This is a genomic window from Lacticaseibacillus suibinensis (genome assembly GCF_003946175.1).
Classification (GTDB): Bacteria; Bacillota; Bacilli; order Lactobacillales; family Lactobacillaceae; genus Lacticaseibacillus; species Lacticaseibacillus suibinensis.
Window position 1 is genome coordinate 67,062 of the sequence record NZ_RHOK01000013.1, and the last position, 23,336, is coordinate 90,397.

The following is a 23,336-nucleotide window of genomic DNA, read 5'->3' on the forward strand; positions in this document are numbered from 1 at the left end:
TCAAAAGACGCCTAGTCAACCACCAAGGTTGGCTGGGCATCTTTTTACGTGAGCGTACTGAATTCAAGCCACCGAAAACCACATGATCAACTGATTCGGCCCGGCGACGCGCAAGTATTGATGTTCCGCATTGTAATCAAAATTCTGCCACTGTTTGGCAATCAGATTTTGCCGCAACAAACTCAGGGTGGCGACATCTGGCACCACCAAACTCACATAATCGGCCCCGGCATCGCTTGGCCCGCGTAGCCGCGCCTGGGCATCGGCGACCAGTTCAATGCCGATATGATGCGTATTGTCACCGACGGTCAGATACGCCCGTTGCCCAGAGTCTTGTTGCCGCACAAACCCCAACACCGTTTCGATATGCCCCATCGTGGCCAGAAACTGTGAGGTCGTCACCTCTAGCCGGCCCACCGCCGCCCCGGCTGGCAACATTCTTTCCGCCGCAGCCTTAGGCAACTTAGGGGCCGGCATGGATTCAGTCTGGGCATTGGCAAAATCATAGCCGCGCGGAGGAATGGCTTGCACACCAGCATCATGTTCCAGAATCACCTGGGTGCCCTCGGGATCCGTCAACCGCACCCCCAGCCCAAAACCGCTGCGAAACCAGGCCACCGGTAGCACCGCCGCCGGCAGCCCTGCCGCTAACTTGAGCAACGCCCCGCGCGTCGGCAGCGCCAAGCTAAACGCCGTGAGACCTGCCACCTGCGTCGAAATCTGAGTGGCACCAGTCTCCAGCAGCACCAACACCCGCCGGTTCGTGCGCACCCCAAGCAAGGTGCGTTTGGCGGAAGCTTGCAGCACCGCCAGCCCTAACACCTGCTGATACCAAGCCACCATTTTGGGCATCGAGATGACCCGCAACGCCACATAACTAATCCGGGTCGCCGGATTCAAAATTAACCTCGCCATCATTGCACCCCCTTTTGGTATTGGTCATTGTAAACACAAACCAAGGAGAGCGCGAGCATTTTGCTTGCCTAGATCATTTGCTACCAGGCGGCGACAGACTGATCAGCTTCAGCAAACCGGTTCGGATGCTGTTATTTAGCTGCGGTCGGGCCTGGCAGAGGGGCGCGGCGGGCCGGCCGTGAAACGAAAAACCGGGTGAGACTGCGCTTTTGGCAGGCTCATCCGGTTTTTCGGGGCCAATCTGGAGACTCGAAGGCGAGCGCAGCGAGTCGAGGCTCCAGATTGAGGGCCGAGACCTTGGCTCGGCCCGGCCCCACAGCAGGCCCGAAGCGACCCGGCGCCAGGCCCGACCGCCGCGCCCCGAGACGCAAAAAAGGCCCGCCGCAGCGAGTCTTTTCCTAGCTTTAGATCGTAACGCTACCGCTAAACTGACTGTTGTACAGGTCAGCATAGAAGCCTTGCTTAGCCATCAACGCATCATGATTACCGGTTTCAACAATCGAGCCATGATTCATGACGATGATGTTATCGGCATCGCGAATGGTGGACAGCCGGTGCGCCACCACGAAGCTCGTCCGGTTCTTTAGCAACCGCGCCATCGCGTGTTGGATATGCACTTCCGTCCGGGTATCAACCGAGCTGGTCGCTTCATCCAAGATCAAAATCTCAGGGTTGGCCACAAACGCCCGGGCAATCGTTAACAACTGCCGTTGCCCTTGCGAAATATTTGAGGCGGATTCATTCAGCACAGTGTCGTAACCCTTCGGCAACTGGCGTACGAATTGATCCACGTGGGCGGCCTTGGCGGCACTGATAATTTGCTCATCGGTGGCATCTTCGCGGCCGTACTTCAAGTTGTCCCAAATCGTCCCAGTGAACAGCCAGGTGTCTTGCAGCACCATCGCATAGTGGCTGCGGACATCTTCGCGACTCATATCGCGAATGTCCTTACCCCACATGCGAATCGAGCCGCCTTTAACATCGTAGAAGCGTTCGAGCATGTTGATGACCGTGGTTTTACCAGCCCCGGTCGGGCCCACAATGGCAATCATTTGCCCTGGCTCAACCGTCAAGTTGTAGTCCGTCATGAGCAGCGGATTGCCGTCGTAGCCGAACTTCACATGGTCCATGACCAATGGGTGCTGGTCGCCTTCGATTGGGGTGACACCGGATTCGATGTCTTCCATTTCGGGTTCATCAAGCACTTCAAAGACCCGCTCGGCCGAAGCCACGGTGTTTTGAATCGTGTTGGCCAAGTTCGCCAGCTGTGAAATCGGCTGACTGAACTGCTGGGTATACTGCAGGAAGGCCTGCACATTCCCCAAGGTGACCGTCCCATTAGCGACGGCGACCCCACCAAGAATGGCGACGAAGACATAGCCGATGTTATTCAGGAACGTCATCAGCGGCATGATAATCCCAGATACGAACTGCGCTTTCCAAGCGGAGTTGTAAAAGGCTTGGTTCTGCACTTCAAACGCGTCCATGGCGTCTTGTTCGCGGTTAAAGGACTTCACAATCACTTGGCCGGCATAGTTTTCTTCAACATAGTTGTTGAGCAGCCCCAGGGCTTTTTGCTGACCGGCGAAGAAACGCTGCGAGCGCGGCGCTACGAGGCCAACCACAACTAAGCTCAGCGGAATGGTGACCAAGGCAATCAGGGTCAATTTCCAAGAAATCGACAACATCATCCACAAGGTCCCAATGAAAGTGAAGGTACTGGTGACCAACTGCGTCAGACTTTGCTGCAAGGTCGAGGCGATATTATCCATATCGTTGATGGCCCGCGACATGATGTCCCCATTAGAATGGGTGTCGTAGTAGTTGATCGGCAGCCGCTTCATCTTGGCTTTGAGTTCCTTACGCAGGTCGTAAACCGTGCGCTGCGAAACCCGAGTCATGATGAACTGTTGCAGGAAGGAGAACAAAGCCGAGGCTAGGTACATGAAGATAACCACAATCATGATTTCTTTGATCTTGTCAAAGTTAATCGGGAACTGGTCCATGGTGATGCCGGCTTTTTGCTGGGCCACACCTTTCATGTAGCCTTTAAAGATTTCCGTTGTCGCTTCCCCTAATACTTTCGGGGTGCGAATTTGGAAGATGGTGGAGGCGATGGCGAAAACCAAGACGATGCCAATGCCCACCAAACGTGATTTCATGTAGCCAAACAAACGGAAGGTGGTACCCCAGAAGTTCTTTGGCTTTTCCACTAAGCCGGCGCGGCCACCTGGGCCGTGGCCGCCAGCCATCCCTTGACGCTGTGGTGTTTTGGTTTCAGCCATTAGTCTTCATCCCCTTCTCTGATTTGTGAATGAACGATTTCTTGGTAGGTTTCGTTATTGGCTTTCAGTTCGGCATGCGTACCGCGCCCGACCATTTCGCCGTTATCCAGCACAATGATGGTATCGGCATCGGCCACGGTGGACACCCGTTGGCCTACGATGACCACCACGCGTGACGAAATCTTTTCGTCATCCTTCAAGGCCTGGCGCAGCTGCGCGTCGGTCTTAAAGTCGAGGGCGGAAAATGAATCGTCGAACACATACACGGCGGCGTCTTTGATCAACGCCCGGGCAATCGCCAGCCGCTGCTTTTGGCCACCAGAGAAGTTGTCCCCACCTTGTTCAACATGGTAGTCCAAGCCTTCTGGGTTGGCCTTCACGAAGTCATCGGCTTGCGCAATGGCCAAAGCGTGCCAGATTTCCTCATCAGTGGCATTGTCATTACCATACTGCATGTTGGAGCGAATGGTACCGGAGAACAGGTTAGCTTTTTGCGGCACAAAAGCGATTTGCCGATGTAATTCATCCAAATCGACATCCTTGACGTCCATGCCATTGACCCGCACCGCGCCTTTTTCGACATCATAGAAGCGCGGAATCAAATTGACCAAGGTCGACTTGCCTGAGCCAGTGCCCCCGATAATCGCCACGGTTTGCCCGGCCTTCATATCGAAGTCCACGCCTTGCAGTGCTGGCTCTTCGGCGCCATGATAACGGAACTGAACATGGTCGAATTGGAGCTGAGACGTGGTATTGGCAAAGGACTTAGGCGTGGATGGCGAAGTCAGGGTCGTGGTTTGATCCAGCACTTCGTTGATCCGGATGGCCGAAGCCTGCGCCCGGGGAATGAAGACGAAAATCATGGACAGCATCATGAAGCTCATGAGGATCTGCATCGCGTAAGTAATGAAGGCAATCAGGTTCCCGGTTTGCATGGTTTGCTGGGCAATCAGATGCGCCCCCCACCAGTCAATCGCGATGTTGGTCCCACTCATGATCAGGGTCATCACCGGGAACATCATCGCCATGATGGAAAAGACTTTCACCGCATTGTTCGTGTAATCCTTGTTGACGCCTTCGAACCGATCTTGTTCAAAATTGTCCTGCCGGAACGCACGGATGACCCGCACCCCGGTCAGGCCTTCCCGGAAGACCAAGTTGATGTTATCGGTTTTTTGCTGCATCGCGCGGAACAACGGCACGGCAAACTTCATAATAATGCCGATGAAAATGGCCATAATCGGCAGCACCACCACGAAGATCAAGGTCAAGGTGTGGTTCTTCTGATAGGCCAAGAAGGATGCGCCCACCAGCATGATTGGCGCCATGATCATCATACGCAAAATCATGACCCAAACGTTTTGAATCTGGGTGACGTCGTTGGTGGTCCGCGTGATCAGCGAACTAGTCCCGATTTGGTCCATTTCGTCATGCGAGTAGTTGATGACTTTACGGTACACATCGGACCGAATGCGTTGGCCGAGTTTCTGCGAAACCCGGGCGGCCAAAAAGACGTTGCCGACACTGGCTAAGACTGAAACCACGGCGAAGAAGATCATTTTGTAACCTTCCTGCCAGATGTAGTTAATATTGCCAGTGGCAACCCCGTTATTGACGATGTCCGCGGTCAAGTTTGGCAGATATAAGCTGGTGATGACCTGAACGATCATAAAGGCCACCGCGCCTAAAATCTGCCAGCCTGACACGCGGCCTTTGGCTAGTTTAATCATGTAAGTCCTCCTTTTGAACGCCGGCGCCGAATTGCAACCAATGAAGCATGGTTGCCATCCGCGCTTTCAACTGCGCCAGTGAAATCTGTTCCCCATTGCGTAGTCGATGGTAATAATGGCCTAGTGATTGCATGAAAATCCACATGGCTTGCCGAAAGAGCATGCCCACTTCTTCATCGCTGCTTACCACCAGTTTATCGCGGTCAATCAACGATAAGGTAGTGCGAAGCAGTTCTTTTTTATGGGGTGGCTTCGCATCGCTCGGGGAAAAATGCGTGGCGCTTTGAAAGTCCATGTATAAAAAGACGTTTGCATAAAATTCCGCGTCTGGCCCTTCAATTAACACATCCGCCGCCGCATTGAAAAATTCATCGAGCGCGGCGAACAGGTCGCCGTTGTGCCGCTTTAGTGCCTGCTCATAAAGCAAGGTAGTTTGCATGCGGGTTTGATCAAGTAAATAGAAGAAGATATCAGTTTTATCTTCAAAGTATTGATAGAAACTACCGCGTGGAATCCCGGCATCACGAATGATGTTCGAAATGCTGGCTGTTTGAAACGGCACCCGGGCAAATTCGGCGTAGGCGGCTTTGATCAGACGCTGCCGTTTTTCATCAGCGAGCCGGAAGAAAGTTGGTTTAGGCATGAGACTCCTTTCTGGCAAAAAAAGCCAAAATAAATATGACAGAATGTCATGTGACAAACTGTCATTATACGCGCCTCAGGTTATTTTACAACTATTTTCACACAATTTTCAAAACTTATTTTGGCCAGCCGAATCAGCGCGGTGCTGGCGCTAAGTGCCGCCTACTGCGCCGGGTGGCCCGCCGCCGCCCCGGCTTCGGCCGCAAGCGCCAGCACTGCCTTTTCAGAAGTCAGATCGACCCCCCGCACCTGCCAAGTGGCACCGGCGTCGACCAGGCTGACCGACGTGTTTTTCAATAGCGTCACCGGCAGCTGCTTAGGCGCCAGCTGGTAAATTAACGCACTCAAACTGACCCCGTGTGCCACCACCAGCACATTGGCCTCTGGCTGATTTGCCGCCACAATCTGCTTGAACGTCGTGTCAATGCGCGTCATCAAGGCGTCAAAGGTTTCGGCCTGGCCGGTGTCATCCATCGCGTGGAAGTTCCGCACCAAAGTCCGAAATTGCGGCGCCGCCAACCACATTTTGGCAAAGGCCCCGAACCCGAAACGGCGCTGCGTCTTGCGCATCAAGGCCATATTTTTCATGCCTTCATTGCCACCAAAATAATACTCACGCAAGCCAGTCAGCTCCTGCAATGGTGGGGCATCAGGATGCTGGTCCAAAATTGCCTTGGCAGTTTGCTTGGCGCGCCGGCGGTCCGAGCTATAAGCCGCATCAAAGTGCACGTGCTTCAGGATGGTGCCTAACGTTGCCGCAGCCGCCAGTCCTTTGGCAGTCAACGGGCCATCTGTGATGCCTTGCAAGCGCTGCGCTCGGTTCATCTCGGTTTCGCCGTGCCTGACCAGATACAAGTGAACAGTCATCAAAACGCCCCCTTTTCTGGGTTTTAACTTACCTTTATGTTATCATATTCGGCGGTAATCCCACACAGACTAAAGTCGGAGGTGAACGCCTTGGACGGCGCAGAAATGATTTTGAGTTATCTTCAAGCGCACCCGCAAAGCGCTGAATTGATCAATCGCGGCTATCAAAACGTGGTCGCCTTTCGCTTGCCGAATCAAGTGATTTTTCCGCAGCAAGCGGCTTTGTTCCCTGATGACCGCCTCAATGCCTTTCGCCTTGATGACGGCTTTATCCGCCACCACCGGCGCCTGGTAAAGTGGCTGGCTGAGTTAATCAATCCCGATGAACCCACCACGCCGGCCGCGATTTGGCTCACTTTGAGCCACGTCACCGCTACAGGTGTGCTCTTCATCGAGGTGTCCTTTGAATAAACCCATGGCCGCCATGCTGCAGCGCGCTGTGCAAGCGGCGATTTTAGGGGCGCTGCTGTGGGCCAGCGCGATGGCGTTCGGCTGGCGCTGGCTGTTGTTCGTGGTCATCGTCGTGCTAATTTATGGGTTAATTTGTTTTGGCTATGCCATCTTCTTATGGCGAGTCAATCGCTGAGTAAAAAAAGGGGGCTGTGACGAATGTCACAGCCCCCTAGATTCACTCCAAATGTTTCAGCAGAGTTACGTGCCAAAAGGCCGGAGCCGAGCAGCTTGATCAGCCTGTAGTGCAAAGCACGTACAGGCTGACATGCGGCAGCAGCTACGCCATCCACCGAGTCCAAAGTTCGGACTTGGTGGATGGCTTGATCAGCCCGTAGCGCAGAGCGCGTACAGGCTGACATGCGTTAGAAAGGCTACCTGTCGGCTCCAAACCCGCCTTTTGTCACAGCCCATGGCTTAACGCTTCTTCTTTGGCAATTTTGGTGAATGCATGAAGTAATCCACCACGAGCAAGGCAATCAGCACAATGACGATGCCTTTGGCCCACCACGCCGCCAAAGACGCGCGCATCATCCAGGCCACCAGCAAAATCACCAACGCCAGCAGCTGATCGATGATTTGGCGCAGTAAAAACTGCGAGGCTTGTTTTTTATCTTGCAACCCTAACACCCTTCCCTTGTTCAAGCTATTGGCTTGATTTTAACACTGATATTGGTGCCTTGTCAGCGCATGCGGTATAATCGCCCTAAATTAAGGAGGCGCATCCTAATGGACATGGCCATTACCCACGATCAATTTCTGCTGATTGAAGCTGGCACCAAAACAATTGAAATCAGACTAAATGACGCCAAACGCCGCCAATTACGGCCGGGCAACCACATCACCTTGACTGACTTGGACACTGGTGCCAAAATCACCAAGCAGGTCGAAGCCATTGATCACTTTGATTCTTTCACGGCGCTGTACACGCAATTTGGCGGCTTAGCAGTGGGTGCCGCGCCTGATGATTCTGTGGCCAAAATGACCCAGGAGACTTACGCCCATTACACCCCTGCCCAGGAGCGGGCTGCAGGCGTCTTGGCGATTCACCTCAAATAGTCGTCACATCAAACGGGCCATTCCTTGCGCTAAGGAATGGCCCGTTTCATTAATGTGCAGGTTTTTGCTCATCTTCGCGGCGGCGCATCACGGCCCAAGCCACGGCTGCGCCCAAAGCGAGGAGCACCCCAACGACAAGCAACCGGTGCCAGTTCAGATGGAGCACTGCATCCCCACCAAAGGCATAAAAGAAAGCCGTTGGCACGGAAGCCAAGGCAATCACTGGCGCCAGTCGTTTGCCCGTGATGCCAAGGCGCGCTGCCGCCAGATGGGTAATGGTATTGGGAATAAACGGCACGGCATAAGCAATCAGCAGGCCCAAACGCGGATTGTGCGAACGCTGCAACCACCTGAGCACGCGCGTTTGCTTATCCGCTTGGCTGTGCTCGTCAGCGAGGTGGTGAATCAGCAAAGCGCCAATATTGTTGCCAATCGTCAGGCCTAACACATTGGCCACAAAACCAAGTGGTGCGCCAAGGCAGATACCTGACACCACCGCCACCACGGCATTCGGCGCCCCAGGAATGACCGACACGGCACTCAGCAAAATCACCAGCGGGATAATGGCCCAGGAATCACCGCGCAAGGCGTGCACCAAAGTGGCCTGCGAAAAATCGGCATGCCGCACCAGCGCAAACACCTCATGGTAATGGCTCAACAGCCACACCAGGCCAATCAGCGCCAGCACAGCCGCGAGGAGCTCGATTTGCGGTTTACGTTTGCTCATGATGCCTCCTTTTGCCCGTCAAAGTTTAAAAAAAGGCCATCGCACGCTGCGACAGCCATCACTTGGGTAGATAGGGATCGAACCTATGATTATGGATTCAGAGTCCACTGCGTTACCACTTCGCTACTACCCAATATTCTTAAGCACGAGTACCAGTTTAGGAAAAAGCGGCGGTGATGTCAACGAAAAATCGCGATTTCACGAAAAAAGCTGTCTCTAGCCGACGCGGCTAAGACAGCTTTCTGCATTTAATTGGGTAGATAGGGATCGAACCTATGATTATGGATTCAGAGTCCACTGCGTTACCACTTCGCTACTACCCAATAAGACTAACGAACGAGTAATATCTTACGAAATAATGGCGCGCTTGTCAATTGCTGTCAGCGATTTCACCGAAATCCCATTACCCTCTCAGAATACCAGCCCTGAGCCTGCAAACTTCGCCGCAATGGCGTACACTAGCGATAGACTTTGTGGAAAAGAGGGGTAACAATGAAAATTGAATCTGCCTGCACGTCGATTTTGGTGGGGAAAGCCGCCAGCATCGATGGCAGTACCATGATCGCCCGCAACGATGACACCTTTCATGTGCTAGCACCACACCGCTTCTACATGCATCCCGCATGGCATGGTGAAAAAGACTTACATGTGAAGTCACCGCTGAACGGCTTTGAAGCACCACTGCCAGAAAACGGCTACCGCTATAACGCGGTACCAAATGTGGACACCGAACACCTCGGTGACTACGAAGAAAGTGGCATCAACGAAAAGAACGTGGCGATGTCCGCTACCGAAAGTACTTACGGCAATGAACGCACCTTGGCCTTCGATCCGTTGGTCAAAGACGGCTTAGATGAAGACCTGATTGTCAACATGACCCTGCCTTTTGTTGAAAGTGCTCGCCACGCGGTGGAGTACCTGGGGCAATTGATCAAACAATACGGCTCACCTGCTGGCAACTCGGTGTTGTTCTCGGATAAAGACAATGTTTGGTACATGGAAATCGTTACCGGCCATCACTGGGTCGCCCAACGTATCCCTGATGATGCTTACGCTGTCGCCGCCAACCAAGTCTCCATTCAGCAGGTTGACTTCGACGACCCTGACAATTTCATCTGGAGTGAAGGCATTCGTGAATTCGTCGCCGACCATCATTTGAACCCGGACCAAAGTGGCTGGAACTTCCGCCACATTTTCGGGACGATGAATGAAAAAGACCGCCATTACAACACGCCACGCGTCTGGTATGCCCATCACATCCTGAACCCGGAAACGCCAGAGACGCCGGAATCAGCCGAAATGCCGTTCATTATGCGCACGGACCACAAGATCACGCGCGAAGACATCGCCCAAATCCTGGGCTCGCATTACAATGAAACGCGCTTTGACCCCTTCGCCAAGGACAGCATCGATGCTGACCGCCTGCGCTATCGGCCAATTGGCTTGAACCGGACCCAGAACTCGCACATTTTGCAGCTGCGCAATGACATTGATGAAGGCCATGCTGCCATCATGTGGCTGAACATCGGCATTCCGGAATACAGCCCTTACGTGCCGTTCTACTGCAACGCTGACGACACCGATCCTTCCTACTCGCAGACGCCGCTGGAATTGGACCTCGATCAGGACTCGGCCTACTGGTTGCACCGCAGCTTAGGCATGCTGGTGGAAAGCCACTACAGCAAGTTCATCCAGCAAAACCGCGACTATTTGACCGAACAGTATCGCTTGTATCGGATTCATCTCGCCGCCACCGATGAAGCAACCAAGGATCTCACTGGCCAGGACCTGACCGACGCTTTGACGCAAGCCAACTACAAGCTAGTGGCAGCGGTCAAAGCTGAAGCCAAGCGCCAAATTGCCAGCATGTTGATGCAAGGCTTGGAATTATCCAAACTGACCTTCAACATGGACAAGAATCTGTAAGCTAGGGTGATCAACACTTGCCAAGTGTGGCAGGTGTTTTTTGTTGCCATTTATTGCATAATAAAGGCCAATCGGAAGTGATAGCATGACAACTTTGATTCTCCTGCGCGGCAATTCTGGCTGCGGCAAAACTACCTTAGCCAATCAACTCGCCGCTCGGCTGCCTGTCAAGGCCACCTTGGTGCTGCATCAGGATATGCTGCGCCGCGACCTACTGCATGCCAGCGACCACGCTGGTACGCCTGCCGTGGCTTTAATCGCCACGTTGGCTACCTTTGGCCAACGGCATTATCGCTACGTCATTATTGAAGGCATTTTACGCCGGGATGTTTATGGCGCCATGTTGACGACGCTGTACGCACAATTCCGGCCCGCAGCCTTTGCTTATTATCTCAACATGAGCTTCGCTGACACGCTAAAGCGTGATGCCCTCAAGCCAACGCCTTTTGGGGAAACCAAATTGCGGCGCTGGTGGCGCGAAGGCGATCAACTACCTTTTGAGCAGGTTTTAGCCGCTGGCGAAACGGCCCGGTTGACGCAGCAAATTTATCTGGAGGTGGCGCACCATGAGCAAATCACGGATTAATGCCTTGAGCGATGGCGTCTTTGCTATCCTCCTGACGATTTTAATCTTGGAGTTTCAACCCGAAACAGTGAAACCCGGTACCTTGCATGCTGTGGTGTTCCACCAGGCGCCGCTGTTTTTGATGTACCTGCTGTCGTATTTTTACGTCGGTACCAACTGGCTCTTTCACCACGACTATTTTCAGTATGTGAAGCGCACCAACCGCACCTTGAACGTCATCAATCTCGGGGTGTTGTTCACCAGCACGTTAATCAACTATGCAATGGTCCTGTTGATTGAGGCCCTGTCCAATGGCAATAACGCCGACATTCAGCTGGCTTTCATCGTTTATGATGCCGTGGCGCTGCTCATTTCGTTTTCTTTTCTGGTGCTGTATCGCTACCTCGAACGCCACCCCGAACTGCAAACGCTAGCCCGCAGCGGCATCGCGACCCACTACGACCGCATTCGGCTGGATCCGGCGCGCAGCGTGATTATTTATCTCGCCTCAATGGTGGCCACCAGTTTTTCCAATCTGATTGCTGGCCTCCTGCTGGTTGCCGGGGTTGGTTTTCACTTCATCGCCTACCTGCGCTTCAGCCGCGTCGTTCATTTGGCCATTAAGAAAGAGGAATGACCGCCCCCTTCAAGCCTAATTACCGGTATAATGGAAGCTAAAAGGAGTGATCACATGCGCCAAGCAAGACGTCGCCAAACCAAAAAGAAAAAATGGCCCAAGGTGCTCGGCATTATCGCCGGCCTGTTGGTCCTGTTAGTGGTCCTAGGAATCGTTTTCTTCACGCCCCTCAACAACACCTACCGCAGCGTCACCGGCAATGACACCCCTGCCGATAGCGCCGTGAAAAATGAGCTCGTGAAACGCATCGAAGCGCAGAAAACCGGCAATACCGCCACGGATAACCTGCTCGACCGTGCGGCCAACACCGTCAACTCAACCAAGATGAGTACCATTATCGCCGCCGCCAATGATGAGCAAAAAATGGCTACCCTGCTGCAAGACACCACTGGCGTCTCCAGTGCCACCGCCGAAGTGGCGGCCCGCACCTTGTTCAATACCGATAGCCTCACCCCCCTGCGTGAAGCCGTCGCGCAAGGCAATTACGTCAAAGCGTACCAGGCTTATGAAGATTTAGACACCAGTACCCTGACGCAACTCAAAGCCACTCTCGCCCAGTAAGAAAGAAGATGACGCTGCGGTGCGCTATCACAGTCAAGACGGCCGGCTGTTTCGCAATGAGCAGCTCAATGACCTCATGCGCCAAACTGGCGGTACGCCGCAAATCGTCCGCAAGCAAGGCCGCTATCTCTATCTCCTGATTGCCGCGGTAATCGGCCTGATTGCGGTTCATTTGACAATCAAGACCTTGGATGTGGTGCCGCTGATGTTTGTCTTCATTTTCGGCGGCTTGTACCTGCTGCGCGATGAATACATCATCCAACCCAGCGGCCAAGTGCTTGAGCTCAGCTACCATGACGTGGCCATTATCATGGGCAAGCAAAACCAACCACCCATCGTCTTCATTCCGGATAACGACTAACTTGGCGATGGTCATTTGACTAGCGCCTTTTTTAAAATCACTCTGGAGGTAAGCTCGTGTCTCATCAAAGATCAAATAACGCCGGCTGCTGGACGGTCGGAATCATTATCGTGGGCCTCGCCCTTCTGATCACCTACTGGTATCTATTTTTGGCCGCGGCGGTTTTAGGTGGTGCGATTTGGTACTACCTTCACCAAAAACACGCCAAGGAAACCGCCGCAGCGGCCGCGCAAGCCAAACAGGCGGAAGCCGCGGCACAGAAAAAAGCCATCGAAGGCTCTAAAGTCGACCGGATCCGGCAGTTCAAGCAGTTGCTGGATGAAGGCGCGATTACCGCGGATGAGTTTGCCGCGCAAAAAGCGAAGATCTTGGCGGAAGATGACGACGAGGATGAGCTGAAGTTCTAGGCCAGCCCGCTTGCCTCGCTCAAAAGGCAACCAAAAAGCTCCGAAATGCCTTTACATAAGGATTTCGGAGCTTTTATTTTGGTCTATGATCACCCGTATGGGAATCGAACCCATGATTCCGCGCTGAGAACGCGGCGTCTTAACCTCTTGACCAACGGGCAATAAACTGCTCGCACTCGCTCGAGCACATATAATAGTTTACAGGAATTCAGGCGGTTGTCAACAAGAAACCAGCCAAAATCCACCTGCCGTGCCGCCATCGCAACATGCTATACTAACGCCGAGGTGATTAAAATGGATGTGATTTTCCATATTGACGAAAGCAGCAAATGGCCGGTAGTGTTCGGCAACATCAAGAACTACCTGAAAACCGCGCAGGATCAAAATGTTTCAGGCCAAGTTGAGCTTCTGATCAACGGTGATCCGATTGTCCAAGCCAAAGCTGGCAGTGACATTGCACTCAGCGAACTGACCGCGTTAGGCATTGAAGTCGCGGCGTGCAACAACGCCATGCGTAGTCACGCCATCACAGCCGCCGACTTACAGTCAGGCTTGACGGTCGTGCCGGCTGGGGTCTTCGAATTAGCCAAACGTCAGCACGAAGGCTTTGCCTACATCAAACCGTAAGCCGTCTGCTAAAAAAGGCCTCGCTGCAGCATTTGCAGCGAGGCCTCTTTATCAAGGTTGCGACAGGATTACTTCTTAACCACCATCGTCGGGTTGAATGTTTGATGCTGACAAGTCCGGCCGGCACGATCAAACATGGCGTAAACCCAAAGCCCGTTGATTGCTAGTGCGGCAGCACCGATTAATAAAATGACCATCTGCGTCATCCTCCTTTTTGCTAAAAATTCGGACTCCCCGCGGGTCGATTGAACATCGCCGTCTGGATAGACGCTCCGTGAAGATTCTTAATTCTTTCCTGAATATGTACTCTATTATACACAAACTTTACAAAAGGTCAAACCGTGTTTACAAGCTTTTTTATTTTATCCATATAAAAAGTGGCGTCAGCTCACAACTGACGCCACTTTTATCGCTACATTGATTCGACTTCATCCGTTATCAGCGTCTTATTTCGTTGCTTTTGCCGATACATTACGTTTACGAAGCACCCACAGCATCGCCAGGACAAGCATTCCCAGCAAAGCCGCAGCCGCGGCATTGCCGGCAAGCCAGCCAGTTGGCGTGCCATGCGTAAGCACCCCACTGATGGACAGTAGAATGCCCGTCAGCCCGATGATTGAGCCGCCAGCAATCAAACCGGAAGCCATGCTGATACCATTTTGCACCCGGCCGGCGTTCTTTTCTTTGTTGCGGCCTTCCACGATCAAGCGGACGATTGCACCCACCAAGATAATCGCCGTCGTGGCCATGGGCAGGTAAAACCCAATCGCTACTGTCATAATTGGCAGTTTCAACAGGTGCAGCACGATGCCCATCGCAATGCCGATGAAAATAATAGTGAATGGCAACTTACCGGTGATGATCCCAGAGGTCAAAGCGGCAATCAAGTTCGCCTGCGGGAGCGCAAAGCTGGCATTTTCACTGGTATCCGCCAACTGACCCGCTAACATCACAATCACCCCGACCACGGTAATGGTGCCCAGTACCGCAGCAATCAGGAACCGCCGCTGCATCTGCGGCCGGTCGGCATGGACCAACTCGGTGGCTTTTTGCGTTTGCGAGTAGCCACCGCCGATACTGATGGCGGTCACCACAAAGGTTGCCAGCAAAAGCAAGGAGCGCAGATCAAATTCTGAGGTCCAGCCCATCACCACAAACAGCACTGTCAGTAACACTAACGAAGCAATGGTCATCCCTGACACTGGTAAATTGGAGGTCCCCAATGTACCAGTCAGGTTTGCGGCTACGACCACGAAGACAAAGGCCAACACCATGGCCAAAGCGCCGCCGAGCAACCCAATCATCAGATTGCCAGAGAACAGCGAGCTGAGAATGAACACGGCCACAATGGAGAAACCAAGCAGAAAGATGCCAAATTTTGACTTCTTTTCGTTGCCGCCCAGGGTGGCTTTCAACGACCGCCCAATCACCGGAATCAGCTTGATGGCGCCGATTAGTCCGCCGGCTAGCATCATGCCGGCACCTAGGTAGCGGTTGTACGCGCCGGCAATGCCGTCAAAACCTAACGAGTTGACTGTCACCCCGGCGGCATTCCACACTTCATTGGAGCCATGCGCCATGTCGGTGAAGTACCCAATCAACGGCGCAATGGCGAAGTTCGCCAAAATCGAGCCGGCGAACATTTGAATGGCCACCTGCATCCCCACAATAAAGCCGATACCGGCCAGCAGCGGGTTGACTTCCAGCTCAAACTTCCATTTGAATTCGCGCGCCCCGTAAAGGACGAAATGATTGTTGATCAGCCCAAACATTGAACCGGTCAGCATCGTCAGCAAGCCTCCGATGCCAAAACCCGCGCCCATCATTTTCAGGCCTGCCCCACCTTCCGCGCTGGCGCGAATGGTTTCGCTAATGGCCATGGCTTCTGGATATAGCAAACTATCTTTGCTGGCGATGATCAAGTGGTTTTCCACAATCGCCGCCGTACCAACCCCAAACAACACGCCCATGGTGCCGACCAGCACGGCTTCAAAAAAATTGATTTGCGCGCCGATCAACAGCACCGCCGGTAAAACGAAAATCATGCCACTGGCGATGGTTTCCCCACCGCTGGCCATGCCTTGCATTTCGTTGGTTCCGGCATAACCACGCCGCTTGGCGAAGGCGCGCACCACCGCCGAGCCGATGATGGCGCCAGGAATTCCGGCGGCCACGGTCAGACCCGCTTTCATGCCAGAATAGGCAGTGGAAGCGGCGAATAAAATGGCCAGCAGAATGCCGACACTTAAGGTAATAATGGTCCCTGTCCGGCCTGCTGCTTTGGCCGGGGCTTTCACCTTGGGGACGCTAGCTGGCTTCTCCATATTGGTTCCCCCTTATCTAAACCATAACTGTTTACCAGGTTTAACTTTAGCTTAGCATGTTCAGTTTTCTACATGCACTGATAACGGTCGTCATTTAACCGATTTTCTGCGGATCAAAAAAGTCGGCCGGAGGCTACCGGTCGACTCATCAAACCATCATCATTTTGTGGGATTGCTGAAATGTTGCTGGCTTTCCCCTTGTGAGCGCGTACACTAGAGGTAAGCAAGGGGAAGGAGGCAACCATCTTGGCCAACAAACCAGCCCTACCATTGGGCATCTTAACTACTGTGGCCGGCGGCATCACCCTCGTTGGCGGCGCCATCGCTTTGGCCAGCGGCATTCTGGCGATTCACAGTGCCGTTCGCCGCTAGGCTTGCAGCTGATCAGCCATTTCCGCCAGCACGCGGTGCGTGAGCCGACTTGATTCCGGCGCAATCGGGTTATCGGTTTGTTCGGCGACCGCCTTCACAAAAGCCTTTACCAACGGCGCAAAGCCGCGCGTAGTGAGCGTTGGCTCCCAGTCTGGGGCCTTGGTGCTAGTCTGACCGGCTTTGGTGTAAGCCGTTAGCTGCGCGAGGTCTTGAACCCGGTAGACCCCAGCCGTCGAACTGACCGTCGCTTCTTCCAGGTTCGCGCCAGCAACCAAGTTAATGCCGGCTTCTACCCGCATACCATTGACGCCGAAACTGATGGTGGCTTGTTGCAGATTGCCGTCTTGATCGGCGTGCATGCTGTAGCGCGGTTTGATGTCAGTGGGGAACCCTGCCAACATCAAGGCGGTATCCAGCGGATGAATCAGCAAGTCAAAAATGGCTTCGGCCGGCGCTTGGCGATCAGCCACCCGGTTTTTCACCACTTCAATCACGTTCTTATTCGGCACCGCCTGCAATTGCTGCATCAATGGGGCAAAGCGGCGATTGAAGCCTACTGTCAGTAGCTTCCGGTGTTGCGCCGCCAGCAGGTAGAGTTCGGTGACCTGCGCCGTGGTGGTGGCCAGCGGCTTGTCGATGAAGACATTCACATCTCGGGTCAGGAAATGCTTGGCCAGTTCAAAATGCGCCGGGGTCGCCGCATGAATCATCACCGCGTCCAGTTTCAAGCCATCCAGATCTTTGACATCCGTCCCCGCCATCGGCAGATGGTATTGGTTGGTCAGCCGGGTGAGCTTGGCCAAATCACGGGTGTCCAAATACCACTGCACCTGATCCTGCATTTCTGCATACACGGGCAAATATGCTTTTTGGGCAATATTACCAAGCCCGATAACCCCAATACTTAACATCTAATCACCTTTTCGTTTTTGATATCTTCACGCTAGCACAGCCTCTGCACCGGGTCAAAGGCGGCGGTTGAATTTAAGCGAAAAGTTAGGCGTCACGGAGGAGAAATAATGAAAAAATTGATGTTCCACCACTGGCGCGGCAACCGACCACTGAAGCTCATTTTGACCCTCATGTTGGGGTTGAGCCTGGCCGGCGCCACCCTCAGCGGCTGCAGCGACACTGACAGCAGTCCCAAAACCACGACCCATCATGTCAAAAAAACGGCCAAGGCGTCCAGTAGCGAAGCCGAAGCCAGCTCAAGCGAAGCCAGCTCAAGCGCGGCAAGCAGTTCGACGCCAGCCCCAGCCACCACGACCAACTCCGAATTGGCCAACTTGACCTACAACGGCACGCAAACCATCGACGTGAACGGCGGCAAGCCCACCTTTGACGCTGCGACTTTGAGCACCAGCCATGGCACTTGGCAATCCTACGCCGACCTCGATGGCCTGAACCGAGCAGTGGACGCTGAAGCTTTGATGAACAAAGCCATGATGCCGACCGCCGAGCGGGAACCCTTAACCTGGGATCCTACCGGTTGGCACAACAAGCGCATCGCCAGCGGCTACTTATACAATCGCAGCCACCTGATTGGCTATCAGCTCACCGGTCAGAACAACAATCCCAAGAATTTGATCACCGGTACCCGGTCGCTGAATAGTCCTGAAATGCTGCGCTACGAAGATGATATTGCCTACTTCATGAAAACCAACCCACAGGCGTATGTACGCTATTCCGTGGTGCCAGTATTCAAAGGCGATAACTTGCTGGCCTCAGGCGTGCACATGATGGCGCAAAGTGTCGGCGCCAGCGGCATCAGCTTCAACGTCTACATCTTCAACATTGAGGAAGGCGTCACCTTGAATTACGCCGATGGCACCAGCGTTGTCAACAGCACCCAAGCCAGCGCGCAAAGTGCCGCCCCGGCCCCGGCCGCGAAAGCCAGCGCCCCGGCTGCCACCACGACCCAGCGCGGTGACATGAATACCAATGATAGCGGCAAAATCGTTGGCAACCGCAACTCACATATTTATCACGTCCCCGGTCAAGCTGGCTATCGCATGAACGCCAGCAACGCCGTCTACTTCCAAACCGAACAACAAGCCCAAGCCGCGGGCTATCGCAAAGCCAAACGCTAGGATTCAAAAAACGCCATGCCTCAGCATGACGTTTTTGTTTCGCGAGACCCTTTCCAAACCGCCGAAAATCACTCAGCCGCTAAAAGTTTCATCGCTTTGTTAACTTGTCTATCCCGCATTAAATTGGTGACTGCCTGAACGGTCTGAAGCCTTTTCTCATCGGCGGAGTTGTGCTTGACCTGATCAAGCGAGAACGTCTTGATTTTGTTCAACGCCGCTTGATTCCATTCCACCTCAATATCCTGTGACATGTTAAGCACCTCCCCTTTTACTGTGCCAGTATTATAAGTGACATTAGTCAAAATTGTCAATTTTCATGTTAATTTCAAAGCTTGATTCAATGGTCTCAGCCTCAGCCCGGGAAGGATACAGTTTGGCCATTAGATTACGCCGAATAAATCGAGCCACTGCCGGCTGATCCATCTGCTTATTGGCAATTTTTAAGCTGATTGCATAAAGCTCATCGCCATCAACATTTTCCAACTCAAACCCATTCATTGAGAGCACGACCAAGGCAGTCAACAACGCCGTCCTTCTCAATTCACATTTTGCCGATGGACTATGGGGCCATTACCACCGGAAACAAAAAAGAACCCGCAATGGGGTTCCAAAAATCCAGTGATTGCTTGGCTGATGACAGCCAAATTGACAGCCAGTCACCGATGGCGCTCATTTATGGGCGCTGTTTTTTTGCTTTCGTCTCAGGTTCAAAAGTGCTGTAACCCGCGCCATTACAGGCGTGCGTTCAGTTCCTTGGTCATGTCCTCAAACCCAGGCCGGCCAAGCAGGGCAAACATATTGTTTGTATTGGCTGGCCGGTTTCATAGGCCACACCGCTCCCACGAATGCTGTAACGGAAGGCTTTTGGCCGATTGCATAGGTTGCGTTGTTTGCTTCGTTGGCACCTCATATCAACGATTTTCTCAACGATTATTTCTGCCGTTTACTCAGTCCCGCTTTTTGTATCCCGGCCACCACCTCGTCCGAAGCTCAGCGCAAAATAAAAACCTTCCGGTTGGCGGAAGGCATGGAAGACGGTCCGGGTGACTAGTCCGGCCCTGGTGATGATCCATCTTTTACTCGATGTAATCATAACACAAAACAAAAAGCTTCACTCCCGAAGGAGTTAGGCAAAAATTACGTGCGCCGGTTCATGTAAAGACTTTGCCTTTTAGCAAACGTTTTGTCAACTTTAAGAACAAAAAAAGCCTTACCCGCCGAAGCGAGTAAGGCCATTGATGAGCTGTTATGAGATTTAATGGGCTAGAACGGCCGCTTGCCGGCGTTCGCGCACTTCTGCATGTACATGACAAGCTGTGACTGTGCACTAATCTTGCCATCGACCGGCGTGCCCGCTTTGCGCTGCATGGCCTTGATAGTGTCGGGTCCAAGAATACCGTCAGCCTTGACGCCCAGTGCGCGCTGGATCGCTGCGATGAGCAGGCTTCCGACTGGCTTGCCAACAAACTGCCAGCCGCCAGTGAGACCCGCGTTGTGCCAGTTGTACTGGCTGGACACCACGCCGTCCACGGTGGTGCCGTACAGCCGTTGAAGTTTCGTGGTCGTAGCCGTGCCCCAGTAACCGTCTACGCCAGCACTTGCTGTGGAGGTTGCGGGTGCGGCGGCAGAAGTAGTAACGCTGCCGGTTGCCGCACCTAAGTCCTTGGCGAGTTGTGCTTTGCTGATGCCGAGCTTCGTCAGGTACGGGTATGGATCACCGTGGTCAGACCCGCCGTAGTTGCGGCTGCACCACAGGTGGCTCTTGAAGCCAGCCGTGCGGTTGCCATCATCCAACGTGCGCGGCACGCCATACTGCTTAGCCATAGCCGCCGCCAATGCGATCCAGTTGTGGTATGCCTTCATCGCGCGGGTCTTGTCGGAAAACTCGCACAACTCAATCTGCACCGGCGCATAGCGGTTCACATTACCAGCGCCCCACGCTACCCGCCCTGGTGTGCCGACTTGATATGCGCCTTGGTCGTCAACACCGAAGTGAACGAATGTTTGTGCAGAACGCCATACCCGATGCTCATAGGTCGCCATCTGCTTGGCAGTGGCCTCCATGTCATCCGTGGAGTGCAGCACGATGATTTTGCCGATTGCGGCAGCAGTGCCGGCGTTGATTGCCAAAGATTTGTTGATCGTGACCATTATTTGACCTCCTTTTTAGGCTTGTCATACGTCAGTGCCTGAACGCTGTCCGTTACGCCAGCCGTGGTTGGATCAGTGACCACACCAAGAATAGACAGCACCGCGAAGGCTGCGTTGACTATGCCGGTCAGCTGCGTGCCTAGGTTTGCGAAGTCCCACTTGTAACCAAAAGGCGCAGCCACAGCTTGCGCAAGCAATAAAATGGCCGGCACTAAGGCCAGCCAGAATTTGACGCTCAATACTCGTACTTTCCAATTAATCTTCATGTTGAACATTCCTTTCAGTTTTTGATTTGAAGTTGTAAAACCTTGTTGTACAGTGCTTCACCCGTTCCATTTCCGCCTAATGCTTTGTAGCTGCGGAAAAGGTAGTTCAAATCGTCCAAGTCATCCGTGCTGATATAACCAGTTTCGATATGGTGGTTGCACAGCATATAAACCTCATGATGAAGCAATCCGACAAGTCCAGCATCTATCGCCTTACCGTGCTTTCGATGCGTCTGCCACTGGCTTAAAATCCAACCAAACAAAGCCCCACCACCCAACTCCGCAAAAACGTCTAACCAACTCTTAAAATCCACATCTTCATACTTCCTTTCACAAAAATACCGCTAGGCGTTTGCCCCAGCGGCGTAGTCATTACCGGTAATCTGTTTGTACTCATCAGGTGTGATCATCAGCCCCACGTATGGCGCGATGTCGATACCCCAACTGTTCAGTAGCACGCATTGGTCATAGTCACTCATGCACTCGCCTCCAGTTTTGCCACCTTGAGCATCAGAGTGGCAATCAACTGCTGCTCGGCCGTGGGCTGTGGCGTGACGGGCTGTTCTAGCTCTGCCTGTTTGGCCTCATCGACCACCAGCTTGCCGTTCCTGAGCTTGGTTGCCCCCATGACGATTGTGTCGAGGTCGCCCGGAGCCACTTCCACCGCGTTCGTGGTATCGAATGGTGTCTGCCATTCTTTGCCATCAAAAAACTCCCGCTGGTAGCCTATAATGTAGCCATCGGAGTCCAGCGTAAAAAGAGCCCTGATTCTTTCTTTGGTTTCCATGTCAGCCTCCTAAACTGCGTACACCGCATCCATTACTGCATGTGGCGCTTGCGTCCCTTGAATATTGCTGGCTTCTCCGGCAATGTCCGTGTCGCTGTACCACAGACGCTTGAAGAACGTACCTACGTTTGGCATCGACAATGTCACAATCATCTGCTTACTTGGGGAATTTACGGCCACTTTGGGAAGCAAAGTGTAGTTGTAATACATATTCTGTATTTTTGAGCTATTGTAGTATGACCATCTAATCAGCCATCCTTTTTGTGTCTGAGAAAGTGGGATGCTCATTGTCGCCGTATCTCCAGCTTGCGGATAGAGTAAACCAGACCAGCATTTAAGATTGCAGTTATCGAACTGGCGTAACATCTCGCCATTCAGGTAGCCACTTGCTCTTTGCCCGCTTGTGTCTAGGTTAGACAGCAGAAGCTGCCCCATATATAGCTGTGCCGCCGCAGTAATGTCGCTTTCAGCGGTTCCGCCGGTGTACAGGCGTGATAGATAGCCGGCCGGTCCAACCTCTGTGTGGAATGTCTGGAGGCCTGTCCCGCTGCTACCATCAATCGTGCCGTCAACTGTCAGGTAGCCATCGCCCATTTTCGTAGTGCCCGTGCCTTTAGTCAGCATGATTTGACCGGTCGGGTCAGTGATGCCCGCGAAGTCGCTCTCATCGACCGGTGCGTTCTTGAAGCTACTGATGAACTCGGAGCCGTTGAACGTAACCCCGTTAAAAGTCAGACCGTTGAAGGTGGCCGCCGCAATCGCCGCAGCCGAGATCTCTTGCTTGACCCACTTTGATCCGTCCGACTTGTAGAAGGCAGTCGCATAGCCGTTCAGGTCAACCAACCAGAACTGCGAGTTCTTAGGCGCCACGGTGGTTGGTAGCGTCACGCCGCTGTCATAGCTGGTGATGTCCTTCCCCGCCGGGCCAGCAGGCCCTTGTGCACCGTCCTTACCATCAGAGCCATTCTTGCCATCTGTACCCTTAATTAGCACCCACGTATAGTCACTGGCGTTCGCGCTGTCGGCCTCGGTAAAGTCGACATACGTTCCGATGTAAGCCTTACCAGTTGGTGACTGTGAGAAGCCGCTACCGTTCACATCGTCCGCATAGGCCGTGTGGAAGTAGCTTGTCTTACCATCATCACCTTTTGGTCCTTGAGCACCGACACCATCATCACCCTTTACCTTCTGCCAGTGGCCTGAATAGTCCGCTGGGTCATCGCTAGGCACGTCGCTCTTGTCGCTCCATACGACTGCCATATACGCCTTTCCGGCGGGACTTGCAGACATACCGCCACCCGCATCATCGTCCGCATAGCGCGTCCAAGGATAGTACTGGTGCGTGTTGCTTGCCTTGATGTCATTCATCTGGTCAGCCAGCTCTTGCAGTGCGGGGTCAATCTGCGACTGCTCGATCAAGAAGTCGCCAAACGTTGCCTGCCGCGTGTCCGCCGAGTAGCTTGTTTTAAGCTCCAGCAGTCGTGTGGAAAGATTGAGGTCTTGCAGTTCATCAACTAGGTGCACGGTATCACCGACTTGTACGCCGGCGGGCAATTCGACCACGTCAGCCTCGTAGTTCACCACCGG

The 23,336-nt window shown here is 53.4% G+C and carries 29 protein-coding genes, 3 tRNA genes and 3 pseudogenes; 13 read left to right on the forward strand and 22 right to left on the reverse strand.

The annotated features are described in order from the left end of the window. Positions 1-63 precede the first annotated feature (63 nt). The 5 genes from EKM90_RS07990 to EKM90_RS08010 form a co-directional block, all read right to left on the reverse strand. Positions 64-915 carry a VOC family protein gene (locus tag EKM90_RS07990; protein ID WP_125581453.1) on the reverse strand — a complete coding sequence of 284 codons (852 nt, stop codon included), beginning with the start codon at positions 913-915 and terminating at the stop codon, positions 64-66. Between the two features lie 404 nt (positions 916-1,319). Beyond that, positions 1,320-3,200, reverse strand: a complete 1,881-nt coding sequence (locus EKM90_RS07995) for an ABC transporter ATP-binding protein (protein WP_125581455.1) — start codon at positions 3,198-3,200, stop codon at positions 1,320-1,322. Then, positions 3,200-4,930 carry an ABC transporter ATP-binding protein gene (locus tag EKM90_RS08000; protein WP_125581457.1) on the reverse strand — a complete coding sequence of 577 codons (1,731 nt, stop codon included), beginning with the start codon at positions 4,928-4,930 and terminating at the stop codon, positions 3,200-3,202. The genes EKM90_RS07995 and EKM90_RS08000 overlap by 1 nt, the downstream gene beginning before the upstream one ends. Then, positions 4,923-5,573, reverse strand: coding sequence for a TetR/AcrR family transcriptional regulator (locus tag EKM90_RS08005; RefSeq protein WP_125581459.1), 651 nt, complete (start codon positions 5,571-5,573; stop codon positions 4,923-4,925). The genes EKM90_RS08000 and EKM90_RS08005 overlap by 8 nt, the downstream gene beginning before the upstream one ends. 161 nt (positions 5,574-5,734) lie before the next feature. Beyond that, positions 5,735-6,439, reverse strand: a complete 705-nt coding sequence (locus tag EKM90_RS08010; RefSeq protein WP_125581461.1) for a histidine phosphatase family protein — start codon at positions 6,437-6,439, stop codon at positions 5,735-5,737. Between the two features lie 90 nt (positions 6,440-6,529). Here EKM90_RS08010 and EKM90_RS08015 point away from each other — a divergent pair, with 90 nt between their 5' ends. Next, positions 6,530-6,850: a hypothetical protein gene (locus EKM90_RS08015; protein ID WP_125581463.1), complete on the forward strand. Its 321-nt coding sequence runs from the start codon at positions 6,530-6,532 to the stop codon at positions 6,848-6,850. Next, the gene (locus EKM90_RS08020; protein WP_125581465.1) at positions 6,843-7,025 is read left to right on the forward strand and encodes a hypothetical protein; all 183 of its coding nucleotides are present in this window, start codon (positions 6,843-6,845) and stop codon (positions 7,023-7,025) included. Before EKM90_RS08015 ends, EKM90_RS08020 begins: the two co-directional genes overlap by 8 nt. 281 nt (positions 7,026-7,306) lie before the next feature. On the opposite strand, the gene EKM90_RS08025 is transcribed toward EKM90_RS08020, so the two are convergent. After that, positions 7,307-7,510: a hypothetical protein gene (locus EKM90_RS08025; protein ID WP_125581467.1), complete on the reverse strand. Its 204-nt coding sequence runs from the start codon at positions 7,508-7,510 to the stop codon at positions 7,307-7,309. Positions 7,511-7,618: 108 nt separating this feature from the next. Here EKM90_RS08025 and EKM90_RS08030 point away from each other — a divergent pair, with 108 nt between their 5' ends. Beyond that, on the forward strand, positions 7,619-7,948 hold the full coding sequence (locus EKM90_RS08030) for an ASCH domain-containing protein (RefSeq protein ID WP_125581469.1): 330 nt from the start codon (positions 7,619-7,621) through the stop codon (positions 7,946-7,948). Positions 7,949-7,997: 49 nt separating this feature from the next. Here EKM90_RS08030 and EKM90_RS08035 read toward each other — a convergent pair whose 3' ends face one another. The 3 genes from EKM90_RS08035 to EKM90_RS08045 all read right to left on the reverse strand — a co-directional run bounded on the left by EKM90_RS08035 (position 7,998) and on the right by EKM90_RS08045 (position 8,998). Then, a complete protein-coding gene (locus EKM90_RS08035) occupies positions 7,998-8,675 on the reverse strand; it encodes a TVP38/TMEM64 family protein (RefSeq protein WP_125581471.1) in 678 nt (225 codons plus the stop codon). 62 nt (positions 8,676-8,737) lie between these two features. After that, a tRNA-Gln gene (locus tag EKM90_RS08040) sits at positions 8,738-8,808 on the reverse strand. Between the two features lie 119 nt (positions 8,809-8,927). Then, positions 8,928-8,998: transfer RNA gene (locus tag EKM90_RS08045), tRNA-Gln, on the reverse strand. Between the two features lie 169 nt (positions 8,999-9,167). Here EKM90_RS08045 and EKM90_RS08050 point away from each other — a divergent pair. The 6 genes from EKM90_RS08050 to EKM90_RS08075 all read left to right on the forward strand — a co-directional run bounded on the left by EKM90_RS08050 (position 9,168) and on the right by EKM90_RS08075 (position 13,132). After that, a complete protein-coding gene (locus EKM90_RS08050) occupies positions 9,168-10,601 on the forward strand; it encodes a C69 family dipeptidase (RefSeq protein ID WP_125581473.1) in 1,434 nt (477 codons plus the stop codon). Positions 10,602-10,686: 85 nt separating this feature from the next. Beyond that, the gene (locus EKM90_RS08055) at positions 10,687-11,187 is read left to right on the forward strand and encodes an AAA family ATPase (RefSeq protein WP_125581475.1); all 501 of its coding nucleotides are present in this window, start codon (positions 10,687-10,689) and stop codon (positions 11,185-11,187) included. Continuing rightward, positions 11,168-11,803: a TMEM175 family protein gene (locus EKM90_RS08060; protein ID WP_125581477.1), complete on the forward strand. Its 636-nt coding sequence runs from the start codon at positions 11,168-11,170 to the stop codon at positions 11,801-11,803. Before EKM90_RS08055 ends, EKM90_RS08060 begins: the two co-directional genes overlap by 20 nt. Positions 11,804-11,857: 54 nt before the next feature. Further along, on the forward strand, positions 11,858-12,364 hold the full coding sequence (locus tag EKM90_RS08065) for a hypothetical protein (protein ID WP_125581479.1): 507 nt from the start codon (positions 11,858-11,860) through the stop codon (positions 12,362-12,364). A gap of 19 nt (positions 12,365-12,383) precedes the next feature. Next, the gene (locus EKM90_RS08070) at positions 12,384-12,725 is read left to right on the forward strand and encodes a hypothetical protein (protein ID WP_125581481.1); all 342 of its coding nucleotides are present in this window, start codon (positions 12,384-12,386) and stop codon (positions 12,723-12,725) included. Positions 12,726-12,781: 56 nt separating this feature from the next. After that, positions 12,782-13,132: an SHOCT domain-containing protein gene (locus EKM90_RS08075; RefSeq protein ID WP_125581483.1), complete on the forward strand. Its 351-nt coding sequence runs from the start codon at positions 12,782-12,784 to the stop codon at positions 13,130-13,132. 89 nt (positions 13,133-13,221) lie between these two features. Here EKM90_RS08075 and EKM90_RS08080 read toward each other — a convergent pair. Then, positions 13,222-13,293: transfer RNA gene (locus EKM90_RS08080), tRNA-Glu, on the reverse strand. A 133-nt stretch (positions 13,294-13,426) separates the two neighbouring features. On the opposite strand from EKM90_RS08080, the gene EKM90_RS08085 reads away from it, so the two are divergent. Beyond that, complete coding sequence (locus EKM90_RS08085; RefSeq protein ID WP_125581485.1) at positions 13,427-13,759, forward strand: DsrE family protein; 333 nt, start codon at positions 13,427-13,429, stop codon at positions 13,757-13,759. 68 nt (positions 13,760-13,827) lie between these two features. Here the strand turns inward: EKM90_RS08085 and EKM90_RS13130 are convergent, their stop codons facing one another. Together EKM90_RS13130 and EKM90_RS08090 are read right to left on the reverse strand one after the other, a co-directional pair. Then, a complete protein-coding gene (locus tag EKM90_RS13130; RefSeq protein WP_263852870.1) occupies positions 13,828-13,956 on the reverse strand; it encodes a hypothetical protein in 129 nt (42 codons plus the stop codon). 249 nt (positions 13,957-14,205) lie between these two features. Then, complete coding sequence (locus tag EKM90_RS08090) at positions 14,206-16,083, reverse strand: OPT/YSL family transporter (RefSeq protein WP_125581487.1); 1,878 nt, start codon at positions 16,081-16,083, stop codon at positions 14,206-14,208. 246 nt (positions 16,084-16,329) lie between these two features. On the opposite strand from EKM90_RS08090, the gene EKM90_RS13135 reads away from it, so the two are divergent. Then, positions 16,330-16,455: a hypothetical protein gene (locus EKM90_RS13135; RefSeq protein ID WP_263852871.1), complete on the forward strand. Its 126-nt coding sequence runs from the start codon at positions 16,330-16,332 to the stop codon at positions 16,453-16,455. Here the strand turns inward: EKM90_RS13135 and EKM90_RS08095 are convergent. Next, on the reverse strand, positions 16,452-17,366 hold the full coding sequence (locus EKM90_RS08095; RefSeq protein WP_125581489.1) for a Gfo/Idh/MocA family protein: 915 nt from the start codon (positions 17,364-17,366) through the stop codon (positions 16,452-16,454). The genes EKM90_RS13135 and EKM90_RS08095 overlap by 4 nt on opposite strands. A 108-nt stretch (positions 17,367-17,474) precedes the next feature. Here EKM90_RS08095 and EKM90_RS08100 point away from each other — a divergent pair, with 108 nt between their 5' ends. Beyond that, complete coding sequence (locus EKM90_RS08100) at positions 17,475-18,545, forward strand: DNA/RNA non-specific endonuclease (RefSeq protein ID WP_225422783.1); 1,071 nt, start codon at positions 17,475-17,477, stop codon at positions 18,543-18,545. A 68-nt stretch (positions 18,546-18,613) separates the two neighbouring features. Here EKM90_RS08100 and EKM90_RS08105 read toward each other — a convergent pair whose 3' ends face one another. Beyond that, positions 18,614-18,796: a hypothetical protein gene (locus EKM90_RS08105; RefSeq protein ID WP_125581492.1), complete on the reverse strand. Its 183-nt coding sequence runs from the start codon at positions 18,794-18,796 to the stop codon at positions 18,614-18,616. 43 nt (positions 18,797-18,839) lie between these two features. Continuing rightward, the gene (locus tag EKM90_RS08110; protein WP_125581494.1) at positions 18,840-19,070 is read right to left on the reverse strand and encodes a hypothetical protein; all 231 of its coding nucleotides are present in this window, start codon (positions 19,068-19,070) and stop codon (positions 18,840-18,842) included. 23 nt (positions 19,071-19,093) lie between these two features. Between EKM90_RS08110 and EKM90_RS12820 the strand changes: the two genes are divergently transcribed. Then, complete coding sequence (locus tag EKM90_RS12820) at positions 19,094-19,267, forward strand: hypothetical protein (RefSeq protein ID WP_164507915.1); 174 nt, start codon at positions 19,094-19,096, stop codon at positions 19,265-19,267. A gap of 9 nt (positions 19,268-19,276) precedes the next feature. Here the strand turns inward: EKM90_RS12820 and EKM90_RS13240 are convergent. From EKM90_RS13240 to EKM90_RS12825, 7 genes and pseudogenes are all read right to left on the reverse strand, one after another. Further along, a pseudogene (locus tag EKM90_RS13240) lies at positions 19,277-19,357 on the reverse strand (glucose-6-phosphate isomerase); the annotation flags it as partial. Positions 19,358-19,808: 451 nt separating this feature from the next. Continuing rightward, entirely contained in the window at positions 19,809-20,696 is an 888-nt protein-coding gene (locus tag EKM90_RS08115; protein WP_125581496.1) for an N-acetylmuramoyl-L-alanine amidase, read from the reverse strand. 26 nt (positions 20,697-20,722) lie between these two features. Then, a pseudogene (locus tag EKM90_RS08120) lies at positions 20,723-20,962 on the reverse strand (phage holin); the annotation flags it as partial. Positions 20,963-20,976: 14 nt separating this feature from the next. Then, on the reverse strand, positions 20,977-21,276 hold the full coding sequence (locus EKM90_RS08125; protein ID WP_125581500.1) for a hypothetical protein: 300 nt from the start codon (positions 21,274-21,276) through the stop codon (positions 20,977-20,979). A 30-nt stretch (positions 21,277-21,306) separates the two neighbouring features. Continuing rightward, positions 21,307-21,441 carry an XkdX family protein gene (locus EKM90_RS08130; RefSeq protein ID WP_125581502.1) on the reverse strand — a complete coding sequence of 45 codons (135 nt, stop codon included), beginning with the start codon at positions 21,439-21,441 and terminating at the stop codon, positions 21,307-21,309. Beyond that, positions 21,438-21,749 carry a phage infection protein gene (locus EKM90_RS08135; protein ID WP_125581504.1) on the reverse strand — a complete coding sequence of 104 codons (312 nt, stop codon included), beginning with the start codon at positions 21,747-21,749 and terminating at the stop codon, positions 21,438-21,440. Before EKM90_RS08135 ends, EKM90_RS08130 begins: the two co-directional genes overlap by 4 nt. A gap of 9 nt (positions 21,750-21,758) precedes the next feature. After that, positions 21,759-23,336 (reverse strand): annotated as a pseudogene (locus EKM90_RS12825) (phage tail protein); the annotation flags it as partial.